Source organism: Streptomyces sp. TM32, from assembly GCF_004122755.1.
In the GTDB taxonomy this organism is placed as follows: domain Bacteria; phylum Actinomycetota; class Actinomycetes; order Streptomycetales; family Streptomycetaceae; genus Streptomyces; species Streptomyces sioyaensis.
Genome location: NZ_SDIG01000002.1, coordinates 102712 through 127781, shown reverse-complemented (window position 1 = coordinate 127781; position 25070 = coordinate 102712). Strand labels below are relative to the sequence as shown.

General features: G+C 71.2%; 27 protein-coding genes and 1 pseudogene. 12 read left to right on the top strand and 16 right to left on the bottom strand.

All coding sequences use genetic code 11. The annotated features are described in order from the left end of the window. Positions 1–7: 7 nt before the first annotated feature. Positions 8–1318 carry an aldolase/citrate lyase family protein gene (locus EST92_RS01160; protein WP_129279110.1) on the bottom strand — a complete coding sequence of 437 codons (1311 nt, stop codon included), beginning with the start codon at positions 1316–1318 and terminating at the stop codon, positions 8–10. Between the two features lie 196 nt (positions 1319–1514). Here EST92_RS01160 and EST92_RS01155 point away from each other — a divergent pair, with 196 nt between their 5' ends. After that, positions 1515–2030 carry a DinB family protein gene (locus EST92_RS01155; RefSeq protein ID WP_129279109.1) on the top strand — a complete coding sequence of 172 codons (516 nt, stop codon included), beginning with the start codon at positions 1515–1517 and terminating at the stop codon, positions 2028–2030. A gap of 109 nt (positions 2031–2139) precedes the next feature. Here EST92_RS01155 and EST92_RS01150 read toward each other — a convergent pair whose 3' ends face one another. From EST92_RS01150 to EST92_RS01135, 4 genes are all read right to left on the bottom strand, one after another. Beyond that, entirely contained in the window at positions 2140–3102 is a 963-nt protein-coding gene (locus EST92_RS01150) for an electron transfer flavoprotein subunit alpha/FixB family protein (RefSeq protein WP_129279108.1), read from the bottom strand. Between the two features lie 49 nt (positions 3103–3151). Next, positions 3152–3937 carry an electron transfer flavoprotein subunit beta/FixA family protein gene (locus EST92_RS01145; RefSeq protein ID WP_129279107.1) on the bottom strand — a complete coding sequence of 262 codons (786 nt, stop codon included), beginning with the start codon at positions 3935–3937 and terminating at the stop codon, positions 3152–3154. Positions 3938–4149: 212 nt separating this feature from the next. Beyond that, on the bottom strand, positions 4150–4656 hold the full coding sequence (locus tag EST92_RS01140; protein WP_129279106.1) for a flavin reductase family protein: 507 nt from the start codon (positions 4654–4656) through the stop codon (positions 4150–4152). A 224-nt stretch (positions 4657–4880) separates the two neighbouring features. Next, entirely contained in the window at positions 4881–5255 is a 375-nt protein-coding gene (locus EST92_RS01135) for a thioredoxin family protein (protein WP_254068374.1), read from the bottom strand. A 400-nt stretch (positions 5256–5655) separates the two neighbouring features. Between EST92_RS01135 and EST92_RS01130 the strand changes: the two genes are divergently transcribed. Beyond that, positions 5656–6372 (top strand): lysophospholipid acyltransferase family protein, encoded by a 717-nt coding sequence (locus EST92_RS01130; protein ID WP_129279104.1) that lies wholly within the window; start codon positions 5656–5658, stop codon positions 6370–6372. A gap of 72 nt (positions 6373–6444) precedes the next feature. Here the strand turns inward: EST92_RS01130 and EST92_RS01125 are convergent, their stop codons facing one another. From EST92_RS01125 to EST92_RS01105, 5 genes are all read right to left on the bottom strand, one after another. After that, the gene (locus tag EST92_RS01125; protein WP_129279122.1) at positions 6445–7143 is read right to left on the bottom strand and encodes a phenylalanine--tRNA ligase beta subunit-related protein; all 699 of its coding nucleotides are present in this window, start codon (positions 7141–7143) and stop codon (positions 6445–6447) included. A 43-nt stretch (positions 7144–7186) separates the two neighbouring features. Beyond that, positions 7187–7765, bottom strand: coding sequence for a transglutaminase domain-containing protein (locus EST92_RS01120; RefSeq protein WP_129279103.1), 579 nt, complete (start codon positions 7763–7765; stop codon positions 7187–7189). Positions 7766–7850: 85 nt separating this feature from the next. Further along, positions 7851–8921: a low specificity L-threonine aldolase gene (locus tag EST92_RS01115; RefSeq protein WP_129279102.1), complete on the bottom strand. Its 1071-nt coding sequence runs from the start codon at positions 8919–8921 to the stop codon at positions 7851–7853. Then, positions 8918–9679, bottom strand: a complete 762-nt coding sequence (locus EST92_RS01110; RefSeq protein WP_174243890.1) for an SDR family NAD(P)-dependent oxidoreductase — start codon at positions 9677–9679, stop codon at positions 8918–8920. Before EST92_RS01110 ends, EST92_RS01115 begins: the two co-directional genes overlap by 4 nt. Before the next feature lie 59 nt (positions 9680–9738). Beyond that, positions 9739–11136 carry a DUF6421 family protein gene (locus EST92_RS01105; protein ID WP_129279101.1) on the bottom strand — a complete coding sequence of 466 codons (1398 nt, stop codon included), beginning with the start codon at positions 11134–11136 and terminating at the stop codon, positions 9739–9741. A 643-nt stretch (positions 11137–11779) separates the two neighbouring features. On the opposite strand from EST92_RS01105, the gene EST92_RS01100 reads away from it, so the two are divergent. The 4 genes from EST92_RS01100 to EST92_RS01085 all read left to right on the top strand — a co-directional run bounded on the left by EST92_RS01100 (position 11780) and on the right by EST92_RS01085 (position 15282). Next, positions 11780–12463 carry a glycerophosphodiester phosphodiesterase family protein gene (locus EST92_RS01100; RefSeq protein WP_129244878.1) on the top strand — a complete coding sequence of 228 codons (684 nt, stop codon included), beginning with the start codon at positions 11780–11782 and terminating at the stop codon, positions 12461–12463. 241 nt (positions 12464–12704) lie between these two features. Further along, positions 12705–13586, top strand: coding sequence for an ABC transporter substrate-binding protein (locus tag EST92_RS01095; RefSeq protein ID WP_129279121.1), 882 nt, complete (start codon positions 12705–12707; stop codon positions 13584–13586). Beyond that, entirely contained in the window at positions 13583–14473 is an 891-nt protein-coding gene (locus tag EST92_RS01090) for an amino acid ABC transporter permease (RefSeq protein ID WP_129279100.1), read from the top strand. The genes EST92_RS01095 and EST92_RS01090 overlap by 4 nt, the downstream gene beginning before the upstream one ends. After that, positions 14470–15282 carry an amino acid ABC transporter ATP-binding protein gene (locus EST92_RS01085; RefSeq protein ID WP_254068373.1) on the top strand — a complete coding sequence of 271 codons (813 nt, stop codon included), beginning with the start codon at positions 14470–14472 and terminating at the stop codon, positions 15280–15282. The genes EST92_RS01090 and EST92_RS01085 overlap by 4 nt, the downstream gene beginning before the upstream one ends. 81 nt (positions 15283–15363) lie before the next feature. Here EST92_RS01085 and EST92_RS01080 read toward each other — a convergent pair whose 3' ends face one another. Then, positions 15364–15897 (bottom strand): GNAT family N-acetyltransferase, encoded by a 534-nt coding sequence (locus EST92_RS01080; RefSeq protein WP_129279099.1) that lies wholly within the window; start codon positions 15895–15897, stop codon positions 15364–15366. Between the two features lie 141 nt (positions 15898–16038). On the opposite strand from EST92_RS01080, the gene EST92_RS01075 reads away from it, so the two are divergent. Further along, positions 16039–16425 (top strand): VOC family protein, encoded by a 387-nt coding sequence (locus EST92_RS01075; protein WP_129279098.1) that lies wholly within the window; start codon positions 16039–16041, stop codon positions 16423–16425. Positions 16426–16923: 498 nt separating this feature from the next. Here the strand turns inward: EST92_RS01075 and EST92_RS01070 are convergent, their stop codons facing one another. The 5 genes from EST92_RS01070 to EST92_RS01050 all read right to left on the bottom strand — a co-directional run bounded on the left by EST92_RS01070 (position 16924) and on the right by EST92_RS01050 (position 20258). Continuing rightward, entirely contained in the window at positions 16924–17475 is a 552-nt protein-coding gene (locus EST92_RS01070; protein WP_129279097.1) for an OsmC family protein, read from the bottom strand. An 83-nt stretch (positions 17476–17558) separates the two neighbouring features. Continuing rightward, positions 17559–18344 carry an SDR family oxidoreductase gene (locus EST92_RS01065; protein ID WP_129279096.1) on the bottom strand — a complete coding sequence of 262 codons (786 nt, stop codon included), beginning with the start codon at positions 18342–18344 and terminating at the stop codon, positions 17559–17561. A 57-nt stretch (positions 18345–18401) separates the two neighbouring features. Next, positions 18402–18935 carry a DinB family protein gene (locus EST92_RS01060; protein ID WP_129279095.1) on the bottom strand — a complete coding sequence of 178 codons (534 nt, stop codon included), beginning with the start codon at positions 18933–18935 and terminating at the stop codon, positions 18402–18404. Between the two features lie 17 nt (positions 18936–18952). Next, the gene (locus EST92_RS01055; protein ID WP_129279094.1) at positions 18953–19234 is read right to left on the bottom strand and encodes a hypothetical protein; all 282 of its coding nucleotides are present in this window, start codon (positions 19232–19234) and stop codon (positions 18953–18955) included. Positions 19235–19364: 130 nt separating this feature from the next. Further along, entirely contained in the window at positions 19365–20258 is an 894-nt protein-coding gene (locus tag EST92_RS01050) for a LysR family transcriptional regulator (protein ID WP_254068372.1), read from the bottom strand. Positions 20259–20383: 125 nt separating this feature from the next. Here EST92_RS01050 and EST92_RS01045 point away from each other — a divergent pair, with 125 nt between their 5' ends. The 5 genes and pseudogenes from EST92_RS01045 to EST92_RS01025 all read left to right on the top strand — a co-directional run bounded on the left by EST92_RS01045 (position 20384) and on the right by EST92_RS01025 (position 25036). Beyond that, the gene (locus EST92_RS01045; RefSeq protein WP_161981686.1) at positions 20384–21412 is read left to right on the top strand and encodes an alcohol dehydrogenase catalytic domain-containing protein; all 1029 of its coding nucleotides are present in this window, start codon (positions 20384–20386) and stop codon (positions 21410–21412) included. Positions 21413–21528: 116 nt separating this feature from the next. Further along, positions 21529–22623, top strand: a complete 1095-nt coding sequence (locus EST92_RS01040; protein WP_129279093.1) for an FAD-dependent oxidoreductase — start codon at positions 21529–21531, stop codon at positions 22621–22623. Between the two features lie 491 nt (positions 22624–23114). Next, positions 23115–23183 (top strand): annotated as a pseudogene (locus tag EST92_RS32655) (VOC family protein); the annotation flags it as partial. Positions 23184–23375: 192 nt separating this feature from the next. Beyond that, on the top strand, positions 23376–23963 hold the full coding sequence (locus tag EST92_RS01030) for a DUF5134 domain-containing protein (RefSeq protein WP_129279092.1): 588 nt from the start codon (positions 23376–23378) through the stop codon (positions 23961–23963). Positions 23964–24100: 137 nt separating this feature from the next. Continuing rightward, positions 24101–25036 (top strand): M56 family metallopeptidase, encoded by a 936-nt coding sequence (locus EST92_RS01025; protein ID WP_129279091.1) that lies wholly within the window; start codon positions 24101–24103, stop codon positions 25034–25036. The last annotated feature ends 34 nt before the right edge of the window (positions 25037–25070 follow it).

Here is a 25070-nt window from a genome sequence, read left to right as displayed (position 1 = left end):
ACACCCCTCAGGCCTCCCCCACCAACCGCCCCGCCAACACGTCCAGATCAGCGCGCGTAAGACCGGTGAGCCGAGCGACCTCTTCCGGGTCCACGGCGCCGCAGTCCAGGCCGCGCAGCAGATAGCCGCTGAGCGCCTTGGCGGTGGCGGGCTCGTCCATGACCTCGCCGCCGGCCTTGGCGACATACGCCGCCAGCCGGGCCGCGGCCTGCTCCAGGCCCTCGCGGTAGAAGGCGTACACCGCCGCGTAACGGGTGGGCAGATGGCCCGGATGCATGTCCCAGCCCTGGTAGTAGGCACGGGCCAGCGAGCGGCGTACCAAGCCGTGGTGCAGCCGCCAGGCGTCGTGGACCCTTACGGTCGGGCCGACCGGCAGGACGTTCGTCGAGCCGTCGGAGAGGCGGACGCCGGTGCCCGCGGCGGCAACCTGCATCACGGCCTTGGCATGGTCGGCCACCGGGTGGTCGAGGGACTGGTGCGCCGCGCTGACGCCGCAGGAGGCGCTGTAGTCGAAGGTGCCGTAGTGCAGCGACGTGGCCCGGCCCTCGGCGGCCTCGATCATGCGGGCGACGGTGGCGCGGCCGTCGGCTCCCAGGATCGACTGGGTGGTCTCGATCTGGATTTCGAAGCCGAGCCGGCCGCTCTCCAGGCCGTGCGCCTTCTCGAAGGCCTCCAGCAGCCGGACCATGGCGGTGACCTGCTCGGCGTAGGTGACCTTGGGGAGCGTCAGCAGCAGGCCGTCGGGCAGACCGCCGGCCCGCATGAGGCCGGTGAGGAAGATGTCGAGGGTGCGGATACCGCGATCGCGGACGGCGGCCTCCATGCACTTCATCCGGATGCCCACGTACGGGGCCGCGGCGCCTCCCCCGGCCTCCGGCCCGGAGGTGCCCCCACGGTACGTGGCGGCGACCAGGGCGGCGGCGCGGGCCGCGGCCTCGTCCTCCTCGGCGTCCGGGCGGGGGCCGTAGCCGTCCTCGAAGTCGATGCGCAGATCCTCGACCGGCTCACGGGTCAGCTTGGCGCGGACGCGGTCGTGGACGTCGACGGCGAGCGCGTCGGGGAGGCCGAGGACTGCGGCGAGCGCAGCGGCGTCCGGGGCGTGCTCATCGAGGGCGGCGAGCGCCTGGTCACCCCAGGAGCGCACGGTGTCGGCGGCGAAGACGTCACCGGGGACGTAGACCGTGTGGACCGGCTGCCGGGTGCCGGGGTCGCCCGGGTAGCGCCGCGCCAGCTCCGCGTCCACCTCGGCGAGGGCGGCTCCGATGCCCGCACGTACGGCGTCCGCGAGGCTCGTCGCCACGGTCTCCTGCTGCCCCATTCGGTACCCTCCCGGTGCACACGCCCGATATACGAGCCGTTTTCCGCTCAATGGAATCGACAATCCGCATGGCGAAGTTATCGGTGTCGGTTTGGCGCGGTCAACACCCCTCGCCCGAGACGGCGCAGGCCACGGGCGCGTGACGGCCCCCGAAAATACGTGGCACCCCGGTGCGGGTGCCGAAAGAATCGGCCGCATGACGTGGATCGCACCCTCCATCGAGCGCAGAGAATTTCCCGCCGCGGCCGGCGAACGGGAGATGCTCCAGCGCTGGCTCGACTTCCACCGCGACACCCTGCTCACCAAGTGCGCCGGGCTCACCGCCGAGCAGCTCGTCCAGGCGAGCAGCCCGCCGTCCAACCTCACGCTGCTCGGGCTGGTGCGCCACATGACCGAGGTGGAACGCTCCTGGTTCCGCCGGCGCTTCGTCGGTGAGGACATCGGCTCCCCCTACATCACCGACGACAACCTGGACGCCGATTTCGACGACCTCGACCCGGCCGCCGCCGAGCGCGAATTCGCGGCGTTCCGCGCCGAGATCGAGGCCTGCGACAAGGCCGTGGCGGACCGGGGGCTGGACGAGACCTTCCAGGGCAGCCAGGTGACGCGGAATCTGCGCTGGATCTACGTCCACATGATCGAGGAGTATGCCCGCCACAACGGCCATGCGGATCTGCTGCGGGAGCGGATCGACGGGGTGACGGGCGGCTGAGACCGCCGCCCTCCCAGGACCCTGCCGCCGGCAGCACGAGGCCCCGTACGCAGCGCGCGTACGGGGCCTCGTGCGCGCGCCGAAGCGGGCTCCGGCGCGCACCGCGGGCTCAGCCCTTGCGGGTCTTGACCTCGTCGGTGAGGGACGGGACGACCTCGAAGAGGTCGCCGACCACGCCGTAGTCGACCAGGTCGAAGATCGGCGCCTCGGCATCCTTGTTGATCGCGACGATGGTCTTCGAGGTCTGCATACCGGCGCGGTGCTGGATCGCGCCGGAGATGCCGGCCGCGATGTACAGCTGCGGCGAGACCGACTTACCGGTCTGGCCGACCTGGTTGGTGTGCGGGTACCAGCCGGCGTCCACCGCGGCGCGCGAGGCGCCGACGGCCGCACCGAGCGAGTCGGCGAGCGCCTCGATGACCGGGAAGTTCTCCGCGCCGTTGACGCCACGGCCACCGGAGACCACGATCGCGGCCTCGGTCAGCTCCGGGCGGCCGGTCGACTCGCGCGGCGTGCGCGAGACGATCTTGGTGCCCTTGGAGGAGTCGGCGATGGTCACCGCGAGCTGCTCGACCGTACCGGCGGCCGGCGCGGCCTCCGGGGCGGCGGAGTTGGGCTTGACCGTGATGACCGGAGTGCCCTTGGAGACACGGGACTTGGTGGTGTACGAGGCCGCGAAGACGGACTGCGTGGCCACCGGGCTCTCGTCGCCGGCCTCCAGGTCGACGGCGTCGGTGATGATGCCGGAGCCGATGCGGACCGCGAGGCGGGCACCGATCTCCTTGCCCTCCGCGGAGGACGGCAGCAGCACGGCGGCCGGAGAGACCGCGTCGTAAGCGGCCTGCAGTGCATCGACCTTGGGGGCGACGAGGTACTCGGCGAACTCGGGCGCGTCGGCGGCCAGCACCTTCACCGCGCCGTGCTCGGCGAGGACCTTCGCGGCCTCCTCGGCGTTGGCGCCGAGGTGGACGGCCACCGGCTCGCCGATACGGCGGGCGAGGGTGAGCAGTTCGAGGGTGGGCTTGCGGACGGCGCCGTCCACGTGGTCGACGTAGACAAGGACTTCAGCCATGGGATTGCTCTCCTGCGGGAAGAATGAGGGCGGTGGTAAGGGCTGTGGCTCAGATGAACTTCTGGCCCGCGAGGAACTCGGCGAGCTGCTTGCCGCCCTCGCCCTCGTCCTTGACGATCGTGCCCGCCGTACGGGCCGGACGCTCGGTGGCGTCGTCGACCTTGGTCCAGGCACCCTCGAGGCCGACCTCGTCCGCCTCGATCTCCAGGTCCTCCAGGTCCAGGGACTCCACCGGCTTCTTCTTGGCGGCCATGATGCCCTTGAAGGACGGGTAGCGCGCCTCGCCCGACTGGTCGGTGACGGAGACGACGGCCGGCAGCGCGGCCTCCAGCTGCTCGCTGGCGGTGTCGCCGTCCCGGCGGCCGGTGACCTTGCCGTCGGCGACGGCAACCTCGGAGAGCTGGGTGACCTGAGGGACGTTCAGCCGCTCGGCGAGCAGCGCGGGCAGCACACCCATCGTGCCGTCGGTGGAGGCCATACCGCAGACGACGAGGTCGTAACCGGTCTTCTCGATGGCCTTCGCGAGCACGAGCGAGGTGCCGAGCGCGTCGGTGCCGTGCAGGTCGTCGTCCTCGACGTGGACGGCCTTGTCGGCGCCCATCGACAGCGCCTTGCGCAGCGCGTCGTTGGCGTCCTCGGGGCCCACGGTGAGGACCGTGATCTCCGCGTCGTCGGCCGCTTCCTTGATCTGCAGGGCCTGCTCGACGGCGTACTCGTCGAGCTCCGAGAGCAGACCGTCCACATCGTCACGGTCGACGGTCAGATCCTCGGCGAAGTGCCGGTCGCCGGTGGCGTCGGGCACGTACTTCACACAGACAACGATCCTCAAGCTCACGCCGACTCTCCTACCTGCTTCGTCTCTTCAGAACTGCCTGGTGCTGGCAGCATAGGCGTCACTGGGGGCGGCTCCCGGGCGGAAGCGATTCCCCACGCCGACCGTCATATTACTCGCCAGTACATCCAGTCTCGTGCCCCGAATCAAGGCCGTCGAAATGTGACGTTGCCAACGACCCCGACCGGGCGCCGAAGAGGCGGAGCGGGAACCCGTCAGTCCCGCAGCGCGTTGAAGCGGCCCTGGTGATAGAGGAGCGGACGGCCGGGCCCCGCGGGGTCGCCGATCACGGGCTGGGCGAGCACGAGGTGATGGTCACCGGCCGGCACCCGCGCCACGACCTTGCACACCAGCCAGGCCAGGACGCCGTCGAGAAGGGGCACTCCCGCGGGACCCGTGCGCCAGGAGGTGGCGGGACCGAAACGGTCGGCTCCGCTGCGCGCGAACGTGGCCGCCAGCTCCTGCTGGTGCTCGCCGAGTATGTGGACGCCGATGTGCTCGGCCTCCGAGACGGTCGGCCAACTGGAGGAGCCGGTACCGATGCCGAAGGAGAGCAGCGGCGGGTCGGCGGCAACGGAGGTGAGGGAGGTGGCGGTGAAACCGACGGGGCGGGAGCCGTGCGCGGTGATCACCGCGACACCCGCGGCATGCTGCCGGAAGACCGAGCGCAGCAGCTCGGGAGAGGCGGTACGGGGCGTTCCGAGGCCGGGCGAGGCCGTCATGGAGTTGTCCTTCAGATGTGGTGTACGGGCCCGGGCGGGGCCGCCGGCACCGGGCCGCGGCCGGCGGCTGTGAGGTCGTCGCTGCTCACGTGCCCGGACAGCGGGAGCTGGCAGTCCGCAGCAGGTCGACGTGGGCGCGTCCGTAGAGAAGGAATCCTGGCCGCATCACGTCAGAGTGACGACGCGTGACGCACAGCGTCAAGGGGCGCCCGCCATCTGGGAGATCAATCACGGACGGCCGCACCCAGGGCGGCGATGACATCGGCCTTGCGGGGCTGCCCGGCGGCGCGGCGCACGATCGCGCCCTCCGCGTCGAGCACCAGGACCGTCGGGGTGCGCAGCACCTCCAGCTCCCGTACGAGCGCGAGATGGTCCTCCGCGTCGATCTCGACATGAGCCACCCCCTCGACCATGCCGGCGACCTCGGCGAGGGTGCGCCGGGTGGCCCGGCAGGGCTGACAGAAGGCGCTGGAGAACTGCAGCAGGGTGGCCCGCTCCCCCAGCGCCGCGCCGATCTCGGCGGCGCCCAGCCGCGCCGCCCCGCCGCGGTCGTCCCGCTCCTGCACCGTCGGCCTCCCCTTGCTGTGTAGTGGTGTCATCGGATTGCTGTGTCGTGGTGCCTTCGTCCGAGGAGCCCGCCGTCGTGGGCGCCGCGACCCGCACCACCTGTCCGGTCGTCCAGGGTGCAGCGTCCGCGGGGCCATAAAGATTCCCGGGCGATCGGTCCGCGTGACGCCATTCCCCGGGCGGTCGCGGTCCACGTGACGCCCTTCCCCAGCAGCGTCGGGGCACTCACCGCGGTGCGCTCGGCGCCGTGTGCCACTGCGGACGGGCGGCCCGGCGGCCCTTACACGTGACAAGAATCTCCCGGCCGTGGCGGCTGCCGCGCTGGCCGCCACGGCCGACATCGGGCACGATCTCCGAAAGCCGCAGTTACGGCTGCGTAGGTTTCCGCCGGGAGAACCCTCCCCAGGCGTGGCAAAAGGGGTCCTCCGGACAATGGCAGAGCTCGTCTATCCGCCGGTGATCGGCGCCGCCCGCACCCTCTTCAAGGCGCTCGATCTGAAATTCGACATCGCCGGGACGGACCATGTTCCGCGCCGCGGCGGGGCGGTGCTGGTGAGCAATCACATCGGCTATCTGGACTTCGTCTTCGCCGGTCTGACCGCACGGCCGGCGAAGCGGCTGGTGCGCTTCATGGCGAAGGAGTCGGTCTTCCGGCACAAGGTGTCGGGGCCGCTGATGCGCGCGATGAAGCACATCCCCGTGGACCGGGCGCAGGGCATGGACGCCTACAAGCACGCCCTGTCGGCGCTGCGTTCGGGAGAGATCATCGGCGTCTTCCCCGAGGCGACGATCTCCGAGTCCTTCACCCTGAAGACCTTCAAGTCGGGAGCCGCGCGGCTGGCCCAGGAGGCCGGGGTGCCGCTGCTGCCGGTGGCACTGTGGGGCACCCAGCGCCTGTGGACCAAGGGCCACAAGCGCGATCTGGGCCGCCACCACCTGCCGATAACGATCCGGGTGGGCGAGCCGATGGAGGCCGATCCGGCCGAGGCGGCCGAGAAGATCACCGACCGGCTGCGGTCCCGGGTGCAGGACCTCCTGGAGGCGGCTCAGCGCGCCTATCCCGTACGCCCCAAGGGTCCCGACGACACCTGGTGGATGCCGGCCCATCTCGGCGGCACCGCACCCGCCGCGCCCGGGGGCCTCGCCTAGCCCGACGCGGGGCCGGGGCCGGCCGGTCTGCCGGTGGCCTGCCGTCTGCCGGGCGACTGCCGGCCGCCCGGCTCACTGCGACCAGATCTCGCCGATCTCGATACGGGCGTCCGGGCAGGCCTTGTGCAGCGCCTCGGCCAGCTCGGCGCCGGCGACCGACAGGGCATCGAGCGGCATGGGGGCCATCCGCTCCAGCAGGAACAGCGCGCTGACCGAGTCCTCGGTAAGGCGGGTGCGTACGCCCTGACGCCAGTTCCAGCGGCGGCAGGTGACGCCCTCCTCGTCACACCAGACCACCTCGCCCGCATCGGGGTGCTCGATGACCTCGGCGCCACCGGCGGCGGTCGCGAAGGGTTCTTCGCCGGTGGCCCTGACCAGCCGCATCCCGCCCTGGATGCGGTCCAGGTCCTCGCCGCCCACGGGGATGAGATGGGCGACGCTGATCGCGTTGTAGAGGTCGACCAGCCGGTTGATGCGCGGCAGGCCACCGTCCGCGAGCGCCCGCCTGGCCAGCGCCTCGGCGGAGTTGCGGGTGCGCGACGGTTTGCTGCCGAAGGCGGTGTACGCGGCCCGCCAGGCGGCGAGGTGCGGGTCCTCCTGCGGGGCGCGCCCGTCGAGGCGCGCTGCCAGCCGTCGGGCGGCCTCGTCCAGGAGCGCCGAGCCGGCGTCGTCGCTGGGCCCGTTGGTCAGGCCGTGGGCCTCGACGGCGAGGTAGCCGAAGCCGGGCGCCAGGGCGCGCACCTCGTCGGAGACGTGCAGGGCGCAGCTCATGCCGGAATCGGGGGCGTGCGAAGAGACGGGCATGGGGGCGTCCTCAGAGGTCGGTGGGGAGCGTCTGCCAGAGGTGAGACCGGTCGACGGCCTCGCGGAGGCATTGGAGCACGACGGGGTGCGGTTCAGCAAATAGCACCGGGTAGTCCAGTTCGTTGCACTCGGCCCGCACAGGGAAGGCGAGCTGCTCGCGGTCGAGGCGGAACTGCGCGTCGACGCCGGGCTTGTTGCCCCGCGGATCCTGCCGGATCCAGCGGTGCGTACCGGGCAGCCGGAGGGCCACCAGGCCGTGGACGGTGTCGAGCTTCTGGTAGCACAGCGCGGCAGGAATGCCCCCGGCCCGCAGCAGGGCCGCGAGGGCGTGCGCCTTGGCGTAGCAGATGCCGGTGCGCAGCGCGAGGACGTCCGAGGCGCGCCAGGTGCCCCGTGGATCATCGGCGTCCGCACCGTGCGGGATGGCGTCGCGGACGAAGGTGAAGGCGGCCTTGGCGTATGCATATGCATCCGGGGCGTCGGCGGCGAGCGTCGCGGCAGTGGAGCGGACGAGCGGATGACCGTGATCGATGACCGCACAGGGGGCCAAGTAGGCGGATATATCCGGTGTGTTCTGGATCAGCTCCATGCGCGGAGAGCGTAGCGATGCGCCCGGCCGGGAGTCAATGACTTCTCGGTCGGGCGCATAGCCATGCAGGACGGGGGCGTCCGGATCAGCGGCTGATCTCCTCGCGGAGGGCGGCCAGGAAGCCGTCGACGTCCGCCTCGGTGGTGTCGAACGCGCACATCCAGCGCACCTGGCCGGTCTGCTCGTCCCAGAAGTAGAAGCGGTAGCGCTTCTGCAGCCGCTCGCTGACATCGTGCGGCAGCCGGGCGAAGACCGCGTTCGCCTGCACGGGGTAGCAGACCTCCACCCCGTCGATGTCCCGCACCCCGGCCGCCAGCCGCTGCGCCATGGTGTTGGCGTGCCGGGCGTTGCGCAGCCACAGGTCCTTGGCGAGCAGCGCCTCCAACTGGACGGAGACGAAGCGCATCTTGGAGGCCAACTGCATCGACAGCTTGCGCAGATGCTTCATCGCGCGCACCCGGTCGGGGTTGAGCACGATCACGGCCTCGCCGAAGACCGCGCCGTTCTTGGTGCCGCCGTACGAGAGGATGTCGACCCCCACCGCGTTGGTGAAGGCCCGCATCGGGACGTCGAGCGTCGCCGCGGCATTGGCGATCCGTGCGCCGTCGAGATGCACCACCATGCCGCGCTCATGGGCGTGTTCGCAGATCGCCCGGATCTCGTCGGGCGTGTAGACCGTGCCCAGCTCCGTGCTCTGGGTGATCGACACGACCTGCGGCATGGCGCGGTGCTCGTCGTCCCAGCCGTACGCCTCGCGGTCGATCAGCTCGGGGGTGAGCTTGCCGTCCTCGGTCGGTACGGTGAGCAGCTTCAGCCCGCCGACCCGCTCGGGCGCACCGCACTCGTCGACATGGATGTGCGCGGTGTCGGCCGCTATCACCGCTCCCCAGCGGTCGGTCACGGCCTGCAGCGCGACGACGTTGGCGCCGGTTCCGTTGAACACCGGGAACGCTTCCGCGCGCTGCCCGAAATGGCTGCGGACGACCCGCTGGAGGTGCTCGGTGTAGTCGTCCTCGCCGTAGGCGACCTGGTGGCCGCCGTTGGCGAGCGTGAGCGCGGCGAGAACCTCCGGATGCGCGCCCGCGTAGTTGTCGCTGGCGAAGCCGCGTATCTCGGGGTCGTGGTGCGGCCGGGCGTCGGTCTTCGCTCCGGTCACGGCTCGGGGGTCAGCCACAGACGCTGTCCATTCACTTCCTGGGCGGGCCGGCTCCAGACCCCGGCGATGGCCTCGGCCAGCTCCGTGACATCCGTGAAGCCCGCGAACTTGGCGTTCGGTCGCTCGGCGCGCATCTGGTCGTTGACGAGCGCCTTCACGATCAGGATGGCAGCCGCGGCGCGCGGCCCCTGCTCACCCCCCGCCTTGCGGAAGCCGTCCGCCATGGCGAGCGTCCAGGCCTCGGCGGCGGCCTTGGACGCGGCATAGGCGGCGTTGCCCCCGGTGGGCTTGCTGGCGCCGGCCGCGCTGGTGAGGAGGAAGCGGCCGTTGCCGCTGCGTTCGAGGGCCTCGTAGAACGCGAGGGAGGTGTGCTGCACGGTGCGGACCAGCAGCTTGTGGAGCGTTTCCCAGTCCGTGAGGTCGGTCTCCGCGAAGGTCGACGAGCCGCGCCAGCCGCCGACCAGGTGCACCAGGCCGTCGACCCGGCCGAACTCCTTCTCCGTACGGGCCGCCCACTCCCGGGCCTGGTCCACGTCGAGGAGGTCCACCGTCTCCCCTATCACCGTGGCGCCCCCGTGGGCGTAGCGGGCCGCGTCCACGGCCTCTGCCAGCCGCTCGGGGTTGGAGTCCGAGCCGACCACCACCGCGCCCGCCTCGGCCAGCCGCAGCAGGGTCGCCCGGCCGGCCGGTCCGGCCGCGCCCGCCACTGCGATGACCGCACCCTCCAGCGGCCCCTGGCCGCCCGTCGACGTCACCATCTCCGTCGCCTCCTCGTCCTGCTCCTGGACGGCCGTCCGCCGGGTGTTCCGGTCGGTCTTCATGCCGCCGCCAATTCATCGCTGTGGGCCGTGATGCCCTTGGTGGATGCGATCACAGCACGCAGCTTCTTGGCGAGCGCCTCGTAGAACATGCTCAGCGGGAACTCGTCGGGGAGCACGTCGTCCACGAGTTTGCGCGGCGGCTGGTCCAGGTCGAGGGCGTCGGGTCCCTTGGCCCAGACCGACCCCGGGTGCGGTGCGAGGTAGGTCGAGACGAGGTCGTACGCGGCGAACCAGTGGACCAGCTTGGGCCGGTCGATGCCGTCGCGGTAGAGCTTTTCGATCTCGCCGCACAGCTGGTTGGTGACCTTGGGCGCCCGCTCCCAGTCGATGTGCAGTGTGTTGTCCGTCCAGCGTACGACGTCGTGCTTGTGGAGGTACGCGAAGAGCAGCTGTCCGCCCAGGCCGTCGTAGTTGCGGACGCGGTCGCCGGTGACCGGGAAGCGGAACATCCGGTCGAAGATCACTGCGAACTGTACGTCGCGGGCCTGCGCGTACCCCTCGGCCTCCAGCTTCACGGCCTCCTTGAAGGCGGTGAGGTCACAGCGCAGCTCCTCCAGGCCGTACATCCAGAACGGCTGGCGCTGCTTGATCATGAAGGGGTCGAACGGCAGGTCACCGTGGCTGTGGGTGCGGTCGTGCACCATGTCCCACAGGACGAACGCCTCCTGGCAGCGCCCCTGGTCGGCGAGCATCTCGCTGATGTCCTCGGGGAGTTCCAGGCCCAGGGTCTCGACGGCGGCCTGGCTGACCCGCCGGAAGCGGGCGGCCTCGCGGTCGCAGAAGATGCCGCCCCAGCTGAAGCGCTCGGGGGCCTCGCGCACGGCGATGGTCTCCGGGAAGAGCACCGCGGAGTTGGTGTCGTAGCCGGCCGTGAAGTCCTCGAAGGTGATGCCGCAGAAGAGCGCGTTGTCGTAGCGGGTGCGCTCCAGCTCGGCGAGCCAGTCCGGCCAGACCATGCGCAGGACGACGGCCTCGAAGTTGCGGTCCGGGTTGCCGTTCTGGGTGTACATGGGGAACAGCACGAGGTGCTGGAGGCCGTCGGCACGCTGCCGGGCGGGCTGGAAGGCGAGCAGCGAGTCGAGGAAATCCGGCACGCCGAAGCCGCCGTCGGCCCAGCGGCGCAGGTCGGCGGCGAGCGCCTGGTGGTAGGCGGCGTTGTGCGGGAGCAGCGGGGCGAGCTCCCCGAGGGCCGCTATCACCCGGTCGACCTCCGTACGGACGGCGTCGGCGCTCGGCGCGCCCTCCGCCTCCAGGTCGACCGAACCGTCCTTGGACTGCCAGGGGCGGATGGTCTCGACCGCGTTCTTGAGCACGGGCCACGCCGGGTGCCCGACCACACTCCCTGCGGTCGTGGTGCCCCCCTGGACACCCACAGGCGAAAGAATTTCCGTCATGACTGCCCTCCGGCGGTAGATCGTGTTGTCAGGACACGGTAACCAGCCAAGGATCGTCCACTCAAGTGGGCTAGCTGAAAATTATCCTGTTGACACCCCGTTCACACGCCGATTTTTCCTGCGCGAGATGCTCTGAGCGCTACTTCCTACCAGTCGGGCCAGCACTCGCTGCGCTTCCTCCGGGAGCCCACAAGCCCGTGAGAGAGCCGCGAGCGGGCCCTGGACGGGGTCCGGAGGGGCCCTGGGAGGGCCCCTGGGCGCACCTCGCCGGACAGGGCCGCGCGACGCCCTCCCCAGCCCTTGTGGCATATGCCACACCCGCTCGGACGCCGGGGCGCGGCGTCCTGCCGCGCCCCGGAGGCTTCCCCGCGCCGGACACCTCCGACGCCGCGTCCCGGCTCCGGGACGTCGTCAGCGCACCGGGGAATCGCCCACATGAGGGTGAAGTGGTCTGCCGCCGGATCTGGCGGGTACCCGTACTGGACACACCGCGGTCCGTTCGGCACCCCTTCTTTCCCTGCCCGGTCCCGTTAGGCTGTGCGCCGTTTCGTACGCCGTGGCCGACGGACGCCGTGGCCGACGGTCGACGGTCGACATGCTCCAGAGCCGACAGCAGCACCGAGCCGACAGAAGCGAGGCAGCCTTGTCCTTTCTCACCATCGGACACCGCGGGATGATGGGCGTCGAGCCGGAGAACACCCTGCGTTCCTTCGTCCGCGCCGAGCACGAAGGCCTCGATGTCATCGAACTGGATCTGCATCTGAGCAAGGACGGCTCGCTGGTCGTGATGCACGACGCGGATGTCGACCGGACCACCGACGGCGCCGGCCCGATCTCCGAGCGCACCCTCGCCGAGCTGCGTGAACTCGATGCCGGGCGGGGCGAGCGGATCCCCGTCTTCGAGGAGGTCGTGGAGGCCGTCAAGGCACCGTTGCAGGCCGAGATCAAGGATGTGGCGGCCGCGCAGGCGCTGGCCGAGGTGATGCGGGCGCGCGATCTGACCGGTCGGGTCGAGGTGATCTCCTTCCACGACGAGGCGCTGGCCGCCATCCGCACCCTGCTGCCCGGCGTGCGCACCGCGCTGGTCGCCAGCCGGTACGGCGCCGATGTCGTCGACCGTGCACAGGCCGTCGGGGCGACGATGCTGTCCCTGAACATCCGGCGGCTCACCCTGGAGCTGGTCGAGCGGGCCCACGCCGCCCATCTGAAGGTCCTGGGCTGGACCGTCAACACCCACGACCAGCTCCGGCTCGCGCGCGGGCTGGGCCTGGACGGCGTGGTGACCGATCTGCCGGAGATCCGGCGGGCGGTGCGCTTCACGGCGTGAGGAGGCCAGGCCCCCGGCGAGGGCCGAGGGCCTGTCGTTCGGATCAGGCCCTGGACGGACCGCGCCGGGTGGTACGGGCCGGCCGGTACGAGCCGGGCCTCCCTCCCGTCGCGCGCCCCGGGTGCCCGTTGTCTGTCAGCTGAGAAACCCGCAGTTCACAGCGGTGCAACGAGCTTCCACCATGCGGACGTTTCGCCCGGTGATCTCGACAGACGGCCTCGCGCACTGCCACTCTCCCGCCATGCGCCTCGCCAACTGCCCCCTCCGCCTTGCCGCTTGCACCACCGTCGTGCTGCTCGCGGCGGCCGTCGGCTGTGCCCCACAGGACGAGTCCCCCGGTGGCCCACGGGCCGCCGGGCGGGGCACGCAGAGCTGTGACCGCGGCAAACTGCCCACCGTCGCCCGCGGCACGCTCACGATCGGCACCGACAAGCCCGCGTATGCGCCGTGGTTCCACGACGACGACCCGGCGAGCGGCAAGGGCTTCGAATCGGCGGTCGCCTACGCCGTCGCCCGGCAACTGGGCTATGACAAGGGCGCGGTGCACTGGCAGACCGTGCCGTTCAACAACGCCTTCGCGCCCGGCGAGAAGAAGTTCGACTTCGACATCAACCAGGTCTCCATCAACGCCGCACGCAAACGGGCCGTCGCCTTCTCCTCCGGCTACTACGACGTACGGCAGGCGGTCATCGCGCTGAAGGGCTCCAAGGCCGCGCACGCAAGGAGCATCGCCGGTCTCCGTGGGCTCAAGCTCGGCGCCCAGGTGGGCAGTACCAGCCTGGACGTCATCCATGACACCGTCCGGCCGACGGAGCCCCCGGCCGTCTTTCAGAAGAACGACCTCGCCAAGTCCGCGCTGAAGAACGGTCAGGTCGACGCGATCCTCACCGATCTGCCGACGGCCTTCTTCATCACATCCGCCGAGGTGAAGGACGCCGAGGTGGTCGGGCAGTTCGCCGCCACCGGCGCCGCGAAGGAGCAGTTCGGCCTGGTCCTGGACAAGGAGAGCCGGCTCACCGGGTGTGTGAGCGCCGCGGTGGACGCGCTGCGCAGGAACGGCACCCTCGCCGCGCTGGAGAAGAAGTGGCTGACCGACGCGGTGTCCGTCCCGGTGCTCACATGACGTCCTCGAAAGGCGTGGTGAACGGCTCCTCCGAGGAGGGCGGGTACGTGCCCTCGCAGCGGCGGGTGGAGCGGGAGCGCTTCAAGCGGGCCAGGGCCCGGCGCGCGGTCGGCGTCGCCGCGCTGAGCACCCTGGTCACCGCCGTCGTCCTGTTCCTCGTGATCACCCGCTCCCCCGGCTGGCCGCGCACCCGGGAGACCTTCTTCAGCGCCGCGTATGCGCGCAAGGCGCTGCCGGAGGTCCTGGACGGGCTGCTGCTGAATCTGCGGCTGCTGGTGGTGTGCGGCGCGGCGGTGCTCGTGCTCGGGCTGCTGCTGGCGGTGGCCCGGACGCTGCGCGGCCCGGTGTTCTTCCCGCTGCGCGCCCTGGCCACCGCATACACCGACTTCTTCCGCGGACTGCCGCTGATCATCTGTCTGCTGATGGTGGTCTTCGGGGTGCCGGCGCTGCGGCTCCAGGGCGTGACCACCGATCCGGTGATGCTCGGCGGCGCCGCGCTGGTCCTGACGTACTCGGCGTATGTGGCCGAGGTCTTCCGGGCCGGCATCGAGTCGGTGCACCCCTCGCAGCGGGCCGCGGCCCGGTCGCTGGGGCTGAGCGGCGGGCAGACGCTGCGCTTCGTGGTGCTGCCGCAGGCGGTGCGGCGGGTGGTGCCGCCGCTGCTGAACGATCTGGTCTCGCTGCAGAAGGACACCGGTCTGGTCTCCATCGCGGGCGCGGTGGACGCGGTCTACGCGGCGCAGATCATCGCCGGCAGGGACTTCAACTTCACGCCGTACGTCGTGGCCGGTCTCGTCTTCGTCGCGCTGACGATCCCGATGACGCGTGGCACGGACTGGATCACGGCCCGCATGGACCGCAAGCGCGCCCAGGGAGGCCTGGTATGAGCACGACCGACGACACCCCGCGGCCGGCCGACGGGGCCGTCGGCCACGAGGCGCCCGGCGACGGCCCGGTGCTGCGGCTGGAGGCCGTGCGCAAGACATACGGACGGGGCACGGTCGTACTGCGGGATGTGGACCTCGCGGTCCCGGCGCACACCGTGACCACGCTGATCGGCGCCTCGGGGTCGGGCAAGTCCACGCTGCTGCGCTGCGCCGGCCTGCTGGAGGAGATCGACGACGGCGCGATCTTCCTGGACGGCGCGGAGATCACCGACCCGCGGATCGACGCGGACTCCGTGCGCCGCAGGATCGGCGTGGTCTTCCAGGCCTACAACCTCTTCCCGCACATGACCGTGCTGGACAACATCACGCTGGCGCCCCGCCGGGTGCACGGGGTGCCGCGCGCGCAGGCCGAGGCACGGGCCCGCGAGCTGCTGGAGCGGCTCGGGCTCGGCGGGCGGGCCGGCGAGTACCCGGACCGGCTCAGCGGCGGCCAGCAGCAGCGGGTGGCGATCGTCCGCGCACTGGCCGGGCGGCCCCGGCTGCTCCTGCTGGACGAGATCACCGCGGCGCTCGACCCGGAGCTGGTCGGCGAGGTGCTCGGCGTCGTCCGCGATCTGAAGGAGGAGCGGATGACGATGGTCATCGCCACCCATGAGATGGGCTTTGCGCGGGAGGTCGCCGACCAGGTGTGCTTCCTGGACGGCGGGGTGGTGGTGGAACGCGGCACTCCCGAGCAGGTCTTCGGGGACCCGCAGCAGGACCGCACCCGGCAGTTCCTGCGACGGATCATCCAGGCGGGACGGCTGTGAGCGCCGGCCGTCGCCGCCGCCCGGTCGCACGCCCATGGGGGACCGGCCATCGGACGGGCTCCGCCGCCGGCCCGGCGTGGCTCAGCCGAGCGGCTTGACCAGCAGCTCGAACTCCAGGTCGGGGCGCTGCGGGATGCCGAACCGCTCATCGCCGTACGGGAACGGGGTGAGCTCTCCGGTGCGCCGGTAGCCGCGGCGCTCGTACCAGGCGATCAGCTCGTCGCGCTGCCGGATGACCGTCATCCGCATCTCGCGTACGCCCCAGGTCTCCCGCGCGATCCGCTCGGCCTCCGCGATGATCACCTTGCCGAGGCCGCCGCCCTGGAGCTGCGGGCGCACCGCGAACATCCCGAAGTACGCGTGGTCCCCGCGGTGTTCGAGCTGGCAGCAGGCGATCAGCTCCCCGTCCCGCTCGGCGATCAGCAGTCGGCCGTCCGCTTTGCGCACCACGGCGGTCACGCCGTCCGGGTCGGTGCGCTGCCCCGCCAGCAGATCCGCCTCCGTCGTCCAGCCGGTCCGGCTGGTGTCGCCGCGGTACGCCGACTCGATGAGCTCGACGAGCCCGGGGACGTCGGCGTCGAGGGCGGTACGGAAGGTCAGCTCGCTGGTGGGCATGGCGCGCGGAGTCCTCTCAGAGCGGCACGAATGACTGCATGGAGGCTAACAAGCGGTATGCCTGCCGTGTCAGGGCCTTTCGCCACGGGCTTTCGGCGGTGACGAAAGGCCGCGCCCGGCCGCGGGCCGTAGGGTCCTGGCATGGTGCACGTACTGAGCAGCAGGGTGTTGTTGCGGCCGTCCGACCCCGAGCGGTCGCGGGCGTTCTACGGGGAGGCGCTGGGGCTGGAGATCTACCGGGAATTCGGTACGGGGCCCCACCGTGGCACGGTCTACTTCCTGGGCGGTGGCTTCCTGGAGGTCTCCGGACGCGCCGCGGATCCGGCCACGGACACCCTCCAGTTGTGGCTCCAGGTGGCGGACGTGGCCACCGCACACGAAGAACTGCGGGCCCGTGGCGTCGAGGTGCTGCGGCCGCCCGTGCAGGAGCCGTGGGGCCTCATCGAGATGTGGATCGCCGACCCGGACGGTCACAAAGTTGCAATCGTGGAAATCCCAGCGGACCATCCACTCCGATACCGACCCTGACGAAGCACAGCCCAACGGGACCCGGGAGCCACTCTCCATAGCCTCTTCGAAGTCGCCGCCCTTGCCGGGGAGACTGCGCACCCCCACAGCCAATCGTGCGCGAACAGAGTTACTCTCCATGCAGAGCTGCTCAATCACGAGCTCACTCCCTCGGCAAGGACCGTGAAGCTGACGCGCCGGGGACAGCATCTGTGTGCCGCGCAGCTCCCAGCAGCGGGAGCGGCAACGGGGGCGACCCCGCTTGGGATCGCCCCCGTCTGACCTGCATATGTGTCAGATCGCTGCGCCGATGCTACGGAACGCACTACACGTTGAAGCGGAACATCGACGGCTTCGCAGTGACCTGCATCGATCGTCCGTCGAGAGCCACGATCCAGCAGCGATCCAGCATGGGGGCCGCCACCGCACCGGTGTCCGTCCGGAACCCGCCCGGCATCGCTGTGCCTCCCACACGTTCGCCGTCCGACGCCGTCATGCCGAGTACCCGGATGCGGTGGTCTACGCGAGGGTTGCGACGACGTCGACGGGGCTGATCAGCGAGTCGCGGATGGGCGAGCGGTTCTCGACGAGGGAGAGGAGTTCCTCAAGCTGCTCACGCGTGGTGTCCGGGGCGTCGACGTGGAGGCAGACTCGCACCTGCTGTAGGCCCGGCCTTACCGAGGGGTCGATACCGAGGAATCCTCGAAGGTCGACATCGCCTTCGAGCTCCAGGCGGAAACTCTTGAGCTCGATGCCCTGCGCGGCAGCGTTGACGGCGAGCGTGACGGTGTAGCACCCGGCGAGCGCCTGCAGCACGTACTCGCCGGGGGAGACCGCGGTGTCGGTGCCCAGCAGCGCGACGGGTTCGTCGCTGCTCATCACGTACCGCGCGACGCGCGTCTGGTCTCGCTCACCGCCCTGGGTCATCGCGCCGGTCTCCGCGGTGAGCCGGCAGCCGCCCTGCCAAGAGCCGTTGAGCGAGAAGGTGGCCTGTCCGAGCTTGGGGTTGGCCTGGACGGCGGCCGTGGTGTCCTGGAGAGCCTGGACGTCGACCTCGTTGATCACAGACATGAGTGCGGGTTCCTTCGGTGGGTTGACATGTGGGTTGAGCGGAGGGGGGTGGGCCGATGGCGTCCGAGGCCGGCTGGGGCCGGTCAGTTGCGTCCGGCCATGACGCCGCCGTCGACGTCCCAGATGGCACCGGTGACCCAGTCGGTCCGGTCCGACAGGAGGAAGGCGACGGTGGCGGCGACGTCGTCGGGCGTGCCGGTCCGGCCGAGGGGGTGGAAGGTGTTGAAGCCGTCGAGCGCGGAGTCGACGTCCGCCTTGGGGATGAACTCTTCGTAGATCGGGGTGCGTACGACGGCCGGGGCCACCGCGTTGACGCGGATGCCGTGGGGGGCGAGTTCCAGCGCGAGGTGCTGGGTGAGCGAGTGGAGGGCGGCCTTGGCCATCGAGTACGCCGAGGACGGCGTGGCGGCGATGGCCTGGTGGGCCCACATGGAGCCGATGTTGACGATGGAGCCCTTCGCTCCACGGTCGATCATGTTGCCCGTGACGGTCTGGGTGAGGAAGAAGAAGGCCCGGTTGATGGCCTGGTAGCGGTCGTAGTCCGCGTGCGTGTGCTCCAGGAAGGACTTCGGGGCGAAGACACCGGCCGCGTTGACGAGCAGGGTGGCGTCGGCGTGCTGGTCGGTGAGGATGACCCGCAGGCGGTCGACCGCCGAGAGGTCGGCCAGGTCGGCCGCCAGGCCGACGGCCTTGCCGTGGGTGGACAGCGCGGCCGCTGCCTCGTCGGCGCCGGCCTGCGTGCGCCCGACGACGACGGCACTGCCGCCGGCGTCGAGGACGTGGCGCGCGATGGCGTAGCCCATGCCGCTGGTGCCGCCGATGACGATGACCTTCTGGCCCGTGAAGTCGAGGATGGTGGTGCTGGACATGTGGTGCTCCTGTTTCGGTGAGTACCCGGACGAGGAAGGGGGTGTCCGGTGTGGTTGTCAGGCGTAGGGGTTGAGGACGAGGTAGCCGTCGACGCGGCTGAGCCGGTCCGACTCGGGGTCGGGCGGGAGCGCGCGGCCGAGGTTGTCGGCACGGACCTCGCTGATCCACTGGTCGTGCTGGTACTCGTGGTTGATGAGTGCGGTCAGCAGGTGGGTCGCGACGACGGTCAGCTGGGTGCGGGCGCTGACCTTGCCGGCGGCGATGTCGCCGATGCGGGCGTGGACGCGTTCGGCGACGGTGTCGCGGAACGCGGTGAGCCGTTCGACGGTGGGCAGGGCGCCGCGGAACTTCTCGGGCTGCGCCGAGTCCATCAGGGCGTCCAGGGCCGGGTCGGGGCCGGGTTCGGCCGCGGTGAGGTTGCGGACCATGAAGTGAGCGACATGAGCCTGGTGACCGAGATGCCAGCCGATGGCGCTGGAGTTCTCGTGTGGGCGCCAGGTCACCTCGTCCGGGATGAGGTCTTTCCACAGCTGGTCGGTGTAGGCACGGGCACGGTCGTACTCGCGCAGCAGTGCGGTGAGTTCGCGCATGACGCCGCCTGCCCAGTTCAGACGGTGTCGTAGAGGCGGACCTCGGGTGCCGCCTCCAGCAACGGGGATAGGCCGCCGACCACATCGCGGGTGAACAGGTCGCTCGCCAGGTACGCCTTCGCGTCGGTCGCGGTCCGGAAGCCGTGGAGGACCTCGACGTCCTCGTCGCGGACGAGGAGCTCCTTGCTGGCGGTGCCCGGGACGGTGTCCAGGAACGGCCGCTTGTACTTCTCGTACACGCCTGCGGCCGCGACGCGGTTGGCCGGAGCCGCCGGCAGCGTGATCCCACGATACGCCATGGTTATGCCTCACTCGGTCGGCACGGAAAGTGCGGTGCGGTGGGTTCCGCAACATGCCTGCCAAGTTAGGCATTCCTGGAGGGGTCCGGTAGAGGATCTCGCTGAATCAGGCTATAAGCAATGCGTATGGCTAGCGGCGGGCGGCCACCAGGCTGTCGGCGAGGTGGAGCAGGTCCGTGGCGAGCAGGGAGTCGGCGCTCCAGACGGCTTCGAAGGAGATCTGCACCTCGCGACCCTCATTCAGCAGCGGCCGGTGGGGTACGTCGGGTGAGGTGAGCTTGGAGCGGGGGACCATGGCCGAGCCCAGGCCCAACTTCGTCCAGTCCTCCAGGACCTGGTAGCTGGCGGCTTCGCCCGGATAGGTGTTCAGGGGCATCTCGTGCGCCTGGAAGAGCTGCGTGGTGAACGTGGTCAGGCCGCAGGTGTCCGGCACGAGGATGAAGCGCTCCTTGCCGGCCTCTTCGAGTTCGAGCGGAGCCGCTACCGCGGTGGTGTCGGGGCTGACGACGACGATCGGCTCGACATCGATGACCCGGTGCTCGAAGCGCGGCATCGCGGTCACGGCCGGGATGAGGATGATGTCGAGCTGGCCGGCCAGCAGACATTCGCGCAGGTCCTGCATGTTCGCCTCGCGCAGCACGAGGTCACGGGGCACCGGAAGGTCCTGGACCATGCTGAACGCCCGGGCGACCAGGTGGGAGCTGATCAGCGGCGAAACGCCCATGCGGATCTTCTGCTCGCCGGGTTCGGTCAGCCGTCGGGCCTCCGCCGCGACGGCGTCGAGCGCGTCGAGGGCACGTTCGATCAGGGGCAGGATGCGGGCGCCGAACGCGGTCTGGGTCACGCCGCGCGGGGAGCGGTCGAAGAGCTTGTCGCCGAGCCGCTCCTCCAGCTTGGCGATGCCGTTGGACAGGGCGGGCTGGGTGACGCCGTAGGCGCGTGCGGCGGCGCTGAAGGACTTGGTCTCGGCGACCGCCTGCGCGTACCGGAGCCCTTCGAGATTCAGGCGATCGAACATAGCCATGGCTTATCGCTCCATTCACTGATGTCCCCTACCGGGCCAGTCTGCCTCTCCCTACGGTGGGACGCCTGCTAGGCAACCATAACCAGCAGCTATGAGCTTCGTTCTGTTCCTGGAGGAAGGCCACGATGTCCGACAGCGCCGTGACCATGGTCGTGACCGAGCCTCGGGGCCCCCTGCACCCCTTGACGGCCGGAACGACAACGCCGAGGGGCCGGTGGGTCCGTGTGTCGGTGGTGGCGAGCGGCGTGTGCAACGCCGACCTGGGGACGGCCGCGGCCACCGGTACTGGCACCTCTTTCCCGGTCACCCCGGGGCACGAGGTTGCAGGAGTCGTCGCCGAGATCGGCGACCAGGTAGAGGGCTGGGCGGTCGGAGACCGTGTGGCGGTCGGCTGGTTCGGCGGCAGCTGCGGGCACTGCGCGTACTGCCGTGCGGGGGACGTCGTCCACTGCGCCGAACGCAAGATCCCCGGCCTGTCCTACCCGGGCGGCTGGGCCCAGAGCATCACCGTGCCCGCCAACGCGCTCGCCCGCATCCCCGACGGCCTCGGCCTCTTCGACGCCGCCCCCTTCGGCTGCGCGGGCGTCACCACCTTTAACGCCGTCCGCAAGGCGGGTACGCGCGCGGGCGGTCGGGTCGCCGTGTTCGGGCTCGGCGGCCTGGGCCACCTCGCCGTCCAGTTCGCGGCCAAGCTCGGGTACGAGACGATCGCCATCGCCCGCGGCGGCGCCCGCGAGAAGCTCGCACGCGAGCTCGGCGCCCACCACTACATCGACAGCGCCGCCCAAGCGCCCGGGGCCGCTCTGAAGGAACTCGGCGGCGCCGACCTCATCGTCTACACCGCCTCCTCCTCCGCCCCTGTGGACGAACTGCTCACCGGGCTGAGCGTGCACGGGCAGCTCACCCTCGTCGGCGTCGACGCGGGCTCCGCGACCGTCCCGGCGGCTCGGCTCGTCATGAACGGCCACACTCTCACCGGTCACCTGACCGGCAGCTCGCGCGAGACCGAAGAGGCGATGGAGTTCGCCGTCACCACCGGCGTACGGCCCCTGATCGAACGCATGCCGCTGAAGCAGGCCGGCGACGCCGTGACCCGGCTGCGCTCCGGGGCTCCCCGCTTCCGCATCGTCCTCGACACCACCGACAGCGAGTAACCACCCCCCCTCCGGTCGCCCCGTCGTGCGTGGCGGCACCGGCTCGGCACGCTCGCAGAGCCGGACGCCAAGGCCCACGCCGACAGGGGTTCGGCTGGTGAGAAAGGACGTCCCCCATGTCCCACCGGGACACCCACGACGTGATCGTGATCGGCGCCGGTGCCTCCGGACTGGCCGCGGCCACCGCGCTGCACGCCGCCGGCCGCGACACCGTCTGCCTGGAGGCTCGCAACCGCATCGGCGGACGCCTGCTCTCCGCCTCCACCCCTCACCCCGAGCGAGCCCTCGATCTCGGAGCCACCTGGTTCTGGGACGGCGAGGAGCGCGTCCGCACCCTCGCCGCGCGCAGCGGCATCGAGACCTTCGATCAGCACCTCGCCGGCGACTCCCTCCTCCAGGAGACCACCGCCATACGCCGACTCGCCGGCAACCTGATCGACGCCCCCTCCCGGCGCTTCGCCGCCGGATCCCCGAGCATCACCACCGCGCTCGCCGCCGCCCTGCCCACCGGCACACTGCAACTGGACACGCCCGTCACCGCCATCCGCCCGGACGGCGAAGGCCTCCTGGCAGTGCACACCCCGACCGGAACCCTGTACGCGGAGCAGGTCGCCCTGGCCATCCCGCCGGCCCTGGCAATGGAGCGCATCGACTCCGACGGAGCGCTCCCCGCCGACCTCGTACGCCTCGCCCAGGGCACCCCGGTCTGGATGGGCGCCGTCGCCAAGGTCGTCGCCCACTACCGGTCCGCCTTCTGGCGGGAAGACGGGCTCGCCGGCGCGGCCTTCAGCAGGACCGGCCCACTCCAGGAGATCCACGACATGTCCGGGCCCGCCGGTGAGCCCGCCGCACTCTTCGGATTCGCGCACGCCCGCACCGTCCGCCCCGGCTTCGAACAAGCCGTCGTCGCCCAGCTCGCCCAGCTCTTCGGCCCGGCCGCGGCCACCCCCGACGCCCTGCACCTACGGAACTGGAGCGCCGAGCGGTGGACGTCCCCGTCCACCGTGCAGCACCTGGCCGACTACTCCCTCTTCGGCCACCCCCTCTACCAGCGGCCGGCGCTGGACGGCCGACTGCACTGGGCGTCGACCGAGACGGCGACCGACCACGCCGGACACATCGAAGGCGCCCTCGCCGCCGGAGAACGGGCGGCGCGAGCCGTCCTGGCGGCTTCCCGCGTACCGGACAGCCTCCGCGCGACAAGCCGGTAGGGCCTCCCCGCCACGGACGCGCCAGCCCTGCCCGGCACCGCATGCCACGCTCACGAAGGAACTCGATGGCGAACCCCTCTGCCCTCCGGCCCGACATACCCGTCGTCCCCACCGGCACAACGTCCCAGCGCCGCATCCTGCGCGCTCTGGTCGCCTCTCAGATCCTCAGCGGCGCCGGGCTCGCCGCAGGTGCTCCGCCAGTCCAGCCGGCAGCTGTCCACGGCCACCTTGATCTTCATCGGCGACCGGCTGCGCGGCCACCTGAAGAAGTTCCGCCCACGGTGGCGCAAGCTGCCGCCCTGACAGATCGCCACGATCTCCGTCCTGCGTCATGACCAGCGGCTTGCCGACATGGCCGGCGGCAAGCGTATCTCCGCGACCACGGTGCGCAGTTGGGCACTGGAAGTGATCCCGGAACCTGTCAAGTCAAATGAGACGGTGGGAGGCTATGAGTTCTGCTAAGGGGGTTCTGTCTCAAGTCGGGGTTCGTTGACCCGGACGGTCACCGGATCGTGCTGACGCAGGTCCCGGCGGACCATCCGCTGCGCTACCGCCCCTGAGGCCTGTCCGACGGAGCGGGGCCGGGCGCGGTCCGCGACGCCCTTGCGGGTGCGCTGCCGGGCCCGGAGCCGCCTGCCCGGAGCCGTCGGGCCCTCGCGCCCGCGCCCCCCGTGCGTCCGTGCGCTCCCGTGTGCGGGTCAGCGGGCGGGAATCCTGCCCCCGTTGCGTACGGGTCCCAGGGGAGGTGCTGGGTGCACGGACCACCGTGGGTCGGCTGGCCGCTGGTGCTGCTGTGTGCCGCGGCCGGCGCGTACTGCCTGGTGCGGTCGCGTACCGTCCCGGCCGCCGAGCGGCGAGCGGCGCGCGGTGAGGGGCTGATGGCGCTGGGGATGGCGGCGATGGCGTGGCCGGCGTCCGCCGCGGCGCCCCTGGCGTGGTCGCCGTGGCTGTTCACCGCGGTGTTCGGGGCGGCGGGGCTGTGGGCGCTGGCCCGGCGCCATCTGCATCATGCGGTGGGCGCGGGAGCCATGGCGTACATGGCGCTCGCGATGGTGCTGCCCGCCGGGCAGTGGGGCCCCGCCGGGCACCTGGACGGGATGGGCCGGACGGCCGGGATGAGCCCGATGGGGCACCCGGCGCCGGGCGGAGTGCCGTTGCTGACCGGGCTGTTGCTCCTCTACTTCACGGTGTACGTGATCGCGGCGGGCGTCCGGCTGGCGCCGGCGGCGGTGACCACGGCGCCGGACGGGCCGGCGGCGGACGCCGGGCCGCCCGGGGTGCTGCGGGCCTGCCGGGTGGCGATGGGGATCGGCATGCTGGCGATGCTGCTGGCGCTGTGAACTGCGGCGATGCCTGCCGTCCCGGGTGCGCCGCCCGCACGCCCGGTCCGCGGTGCACACCCGTTGCGCGGGTGGCATACGTCACTTCCGGCCCGCGCCCGTACCAACGGGTAGGCGCCCGCTCATAGGCTGACGCCATGATGGTCCCCCTCGCGCTGATGATTCTCGGCGTGCTGGCCGCGGCAATGGCGCCGCGGCTGATGGCCCGTTCCGACTGGCCCGGCCGTGAGCCGGTGCTCGCCCTGTGGGTGTGGCAGTGCGTCGTCGCCGGTGTCCTGCTGTGCTGCCTGCTCGCGATGTCGCTGAGCGCGGCCGCCGCCTGGGAGGCCGTGCGCAGCCCGGTGTTCGGATTCGCCCCGCATGTGGTCGTCGAGGCGTACGCACTCCAGGGGCACGGGCCCTGGGCCGGGGCGCTGGCCCTGCTGCTGGCGGGCGGTGGCGCCTGGACCGCCGTCACCCTGACCCGCGAGGTGCGGGCGGCGCGCGTCCGCCGCCGGCAGCGCCGCGCCGAACTCCTGCGCCGCTCGCCGCTGCTGCCCGGTGAGGAGCCGACCGGTGAGCGCCTGGTCGTCCTGGAGGGCGACCGCCCGGAGGCCTGGTGGTTGCCGCACTCCTCGCCCCAACTGGTCATCACCACCTCGGCGTTGCGGCGCCTGAAGGGCCGTCAGCTGGATGCCCTGATCGCACACGAGCAGGGCCATGCGCGGGCCCGGCACGACCTCCTGCTGCACTGCGCCTCGGCGCTGGCCGTCGGCTTCCCGCAGATCCCGGTCTTCGCCGCGTTCCGCGATCAGGTGCACCGGCTGGTCGAGCTGGCCGCCGACGACGTGGCCTCGCGCCGCTTCGGCCGGCTGACGATCGCGCTGGCGCTGGTCGAGCTCAACGAGGACCGCGGGGTGTTCGGCCCGTGCCCGGCCCAACTGGCCCAGGTGCCGGAGCGGGTGGACCGGCTGCTGTCCCCCGCGCCCCGTTTCACCCCCGGCCGACGGCTGCGGATGACGGCGGTGGCCGCGCTGGTGCCGGCGGTGCCGCTGCTGGTGACCTTCGTTCCCGGGCTGCGCGCACTGACGTAGGCCGGTCCGACGGGTCAGGGCGCGGGCCCGGCCA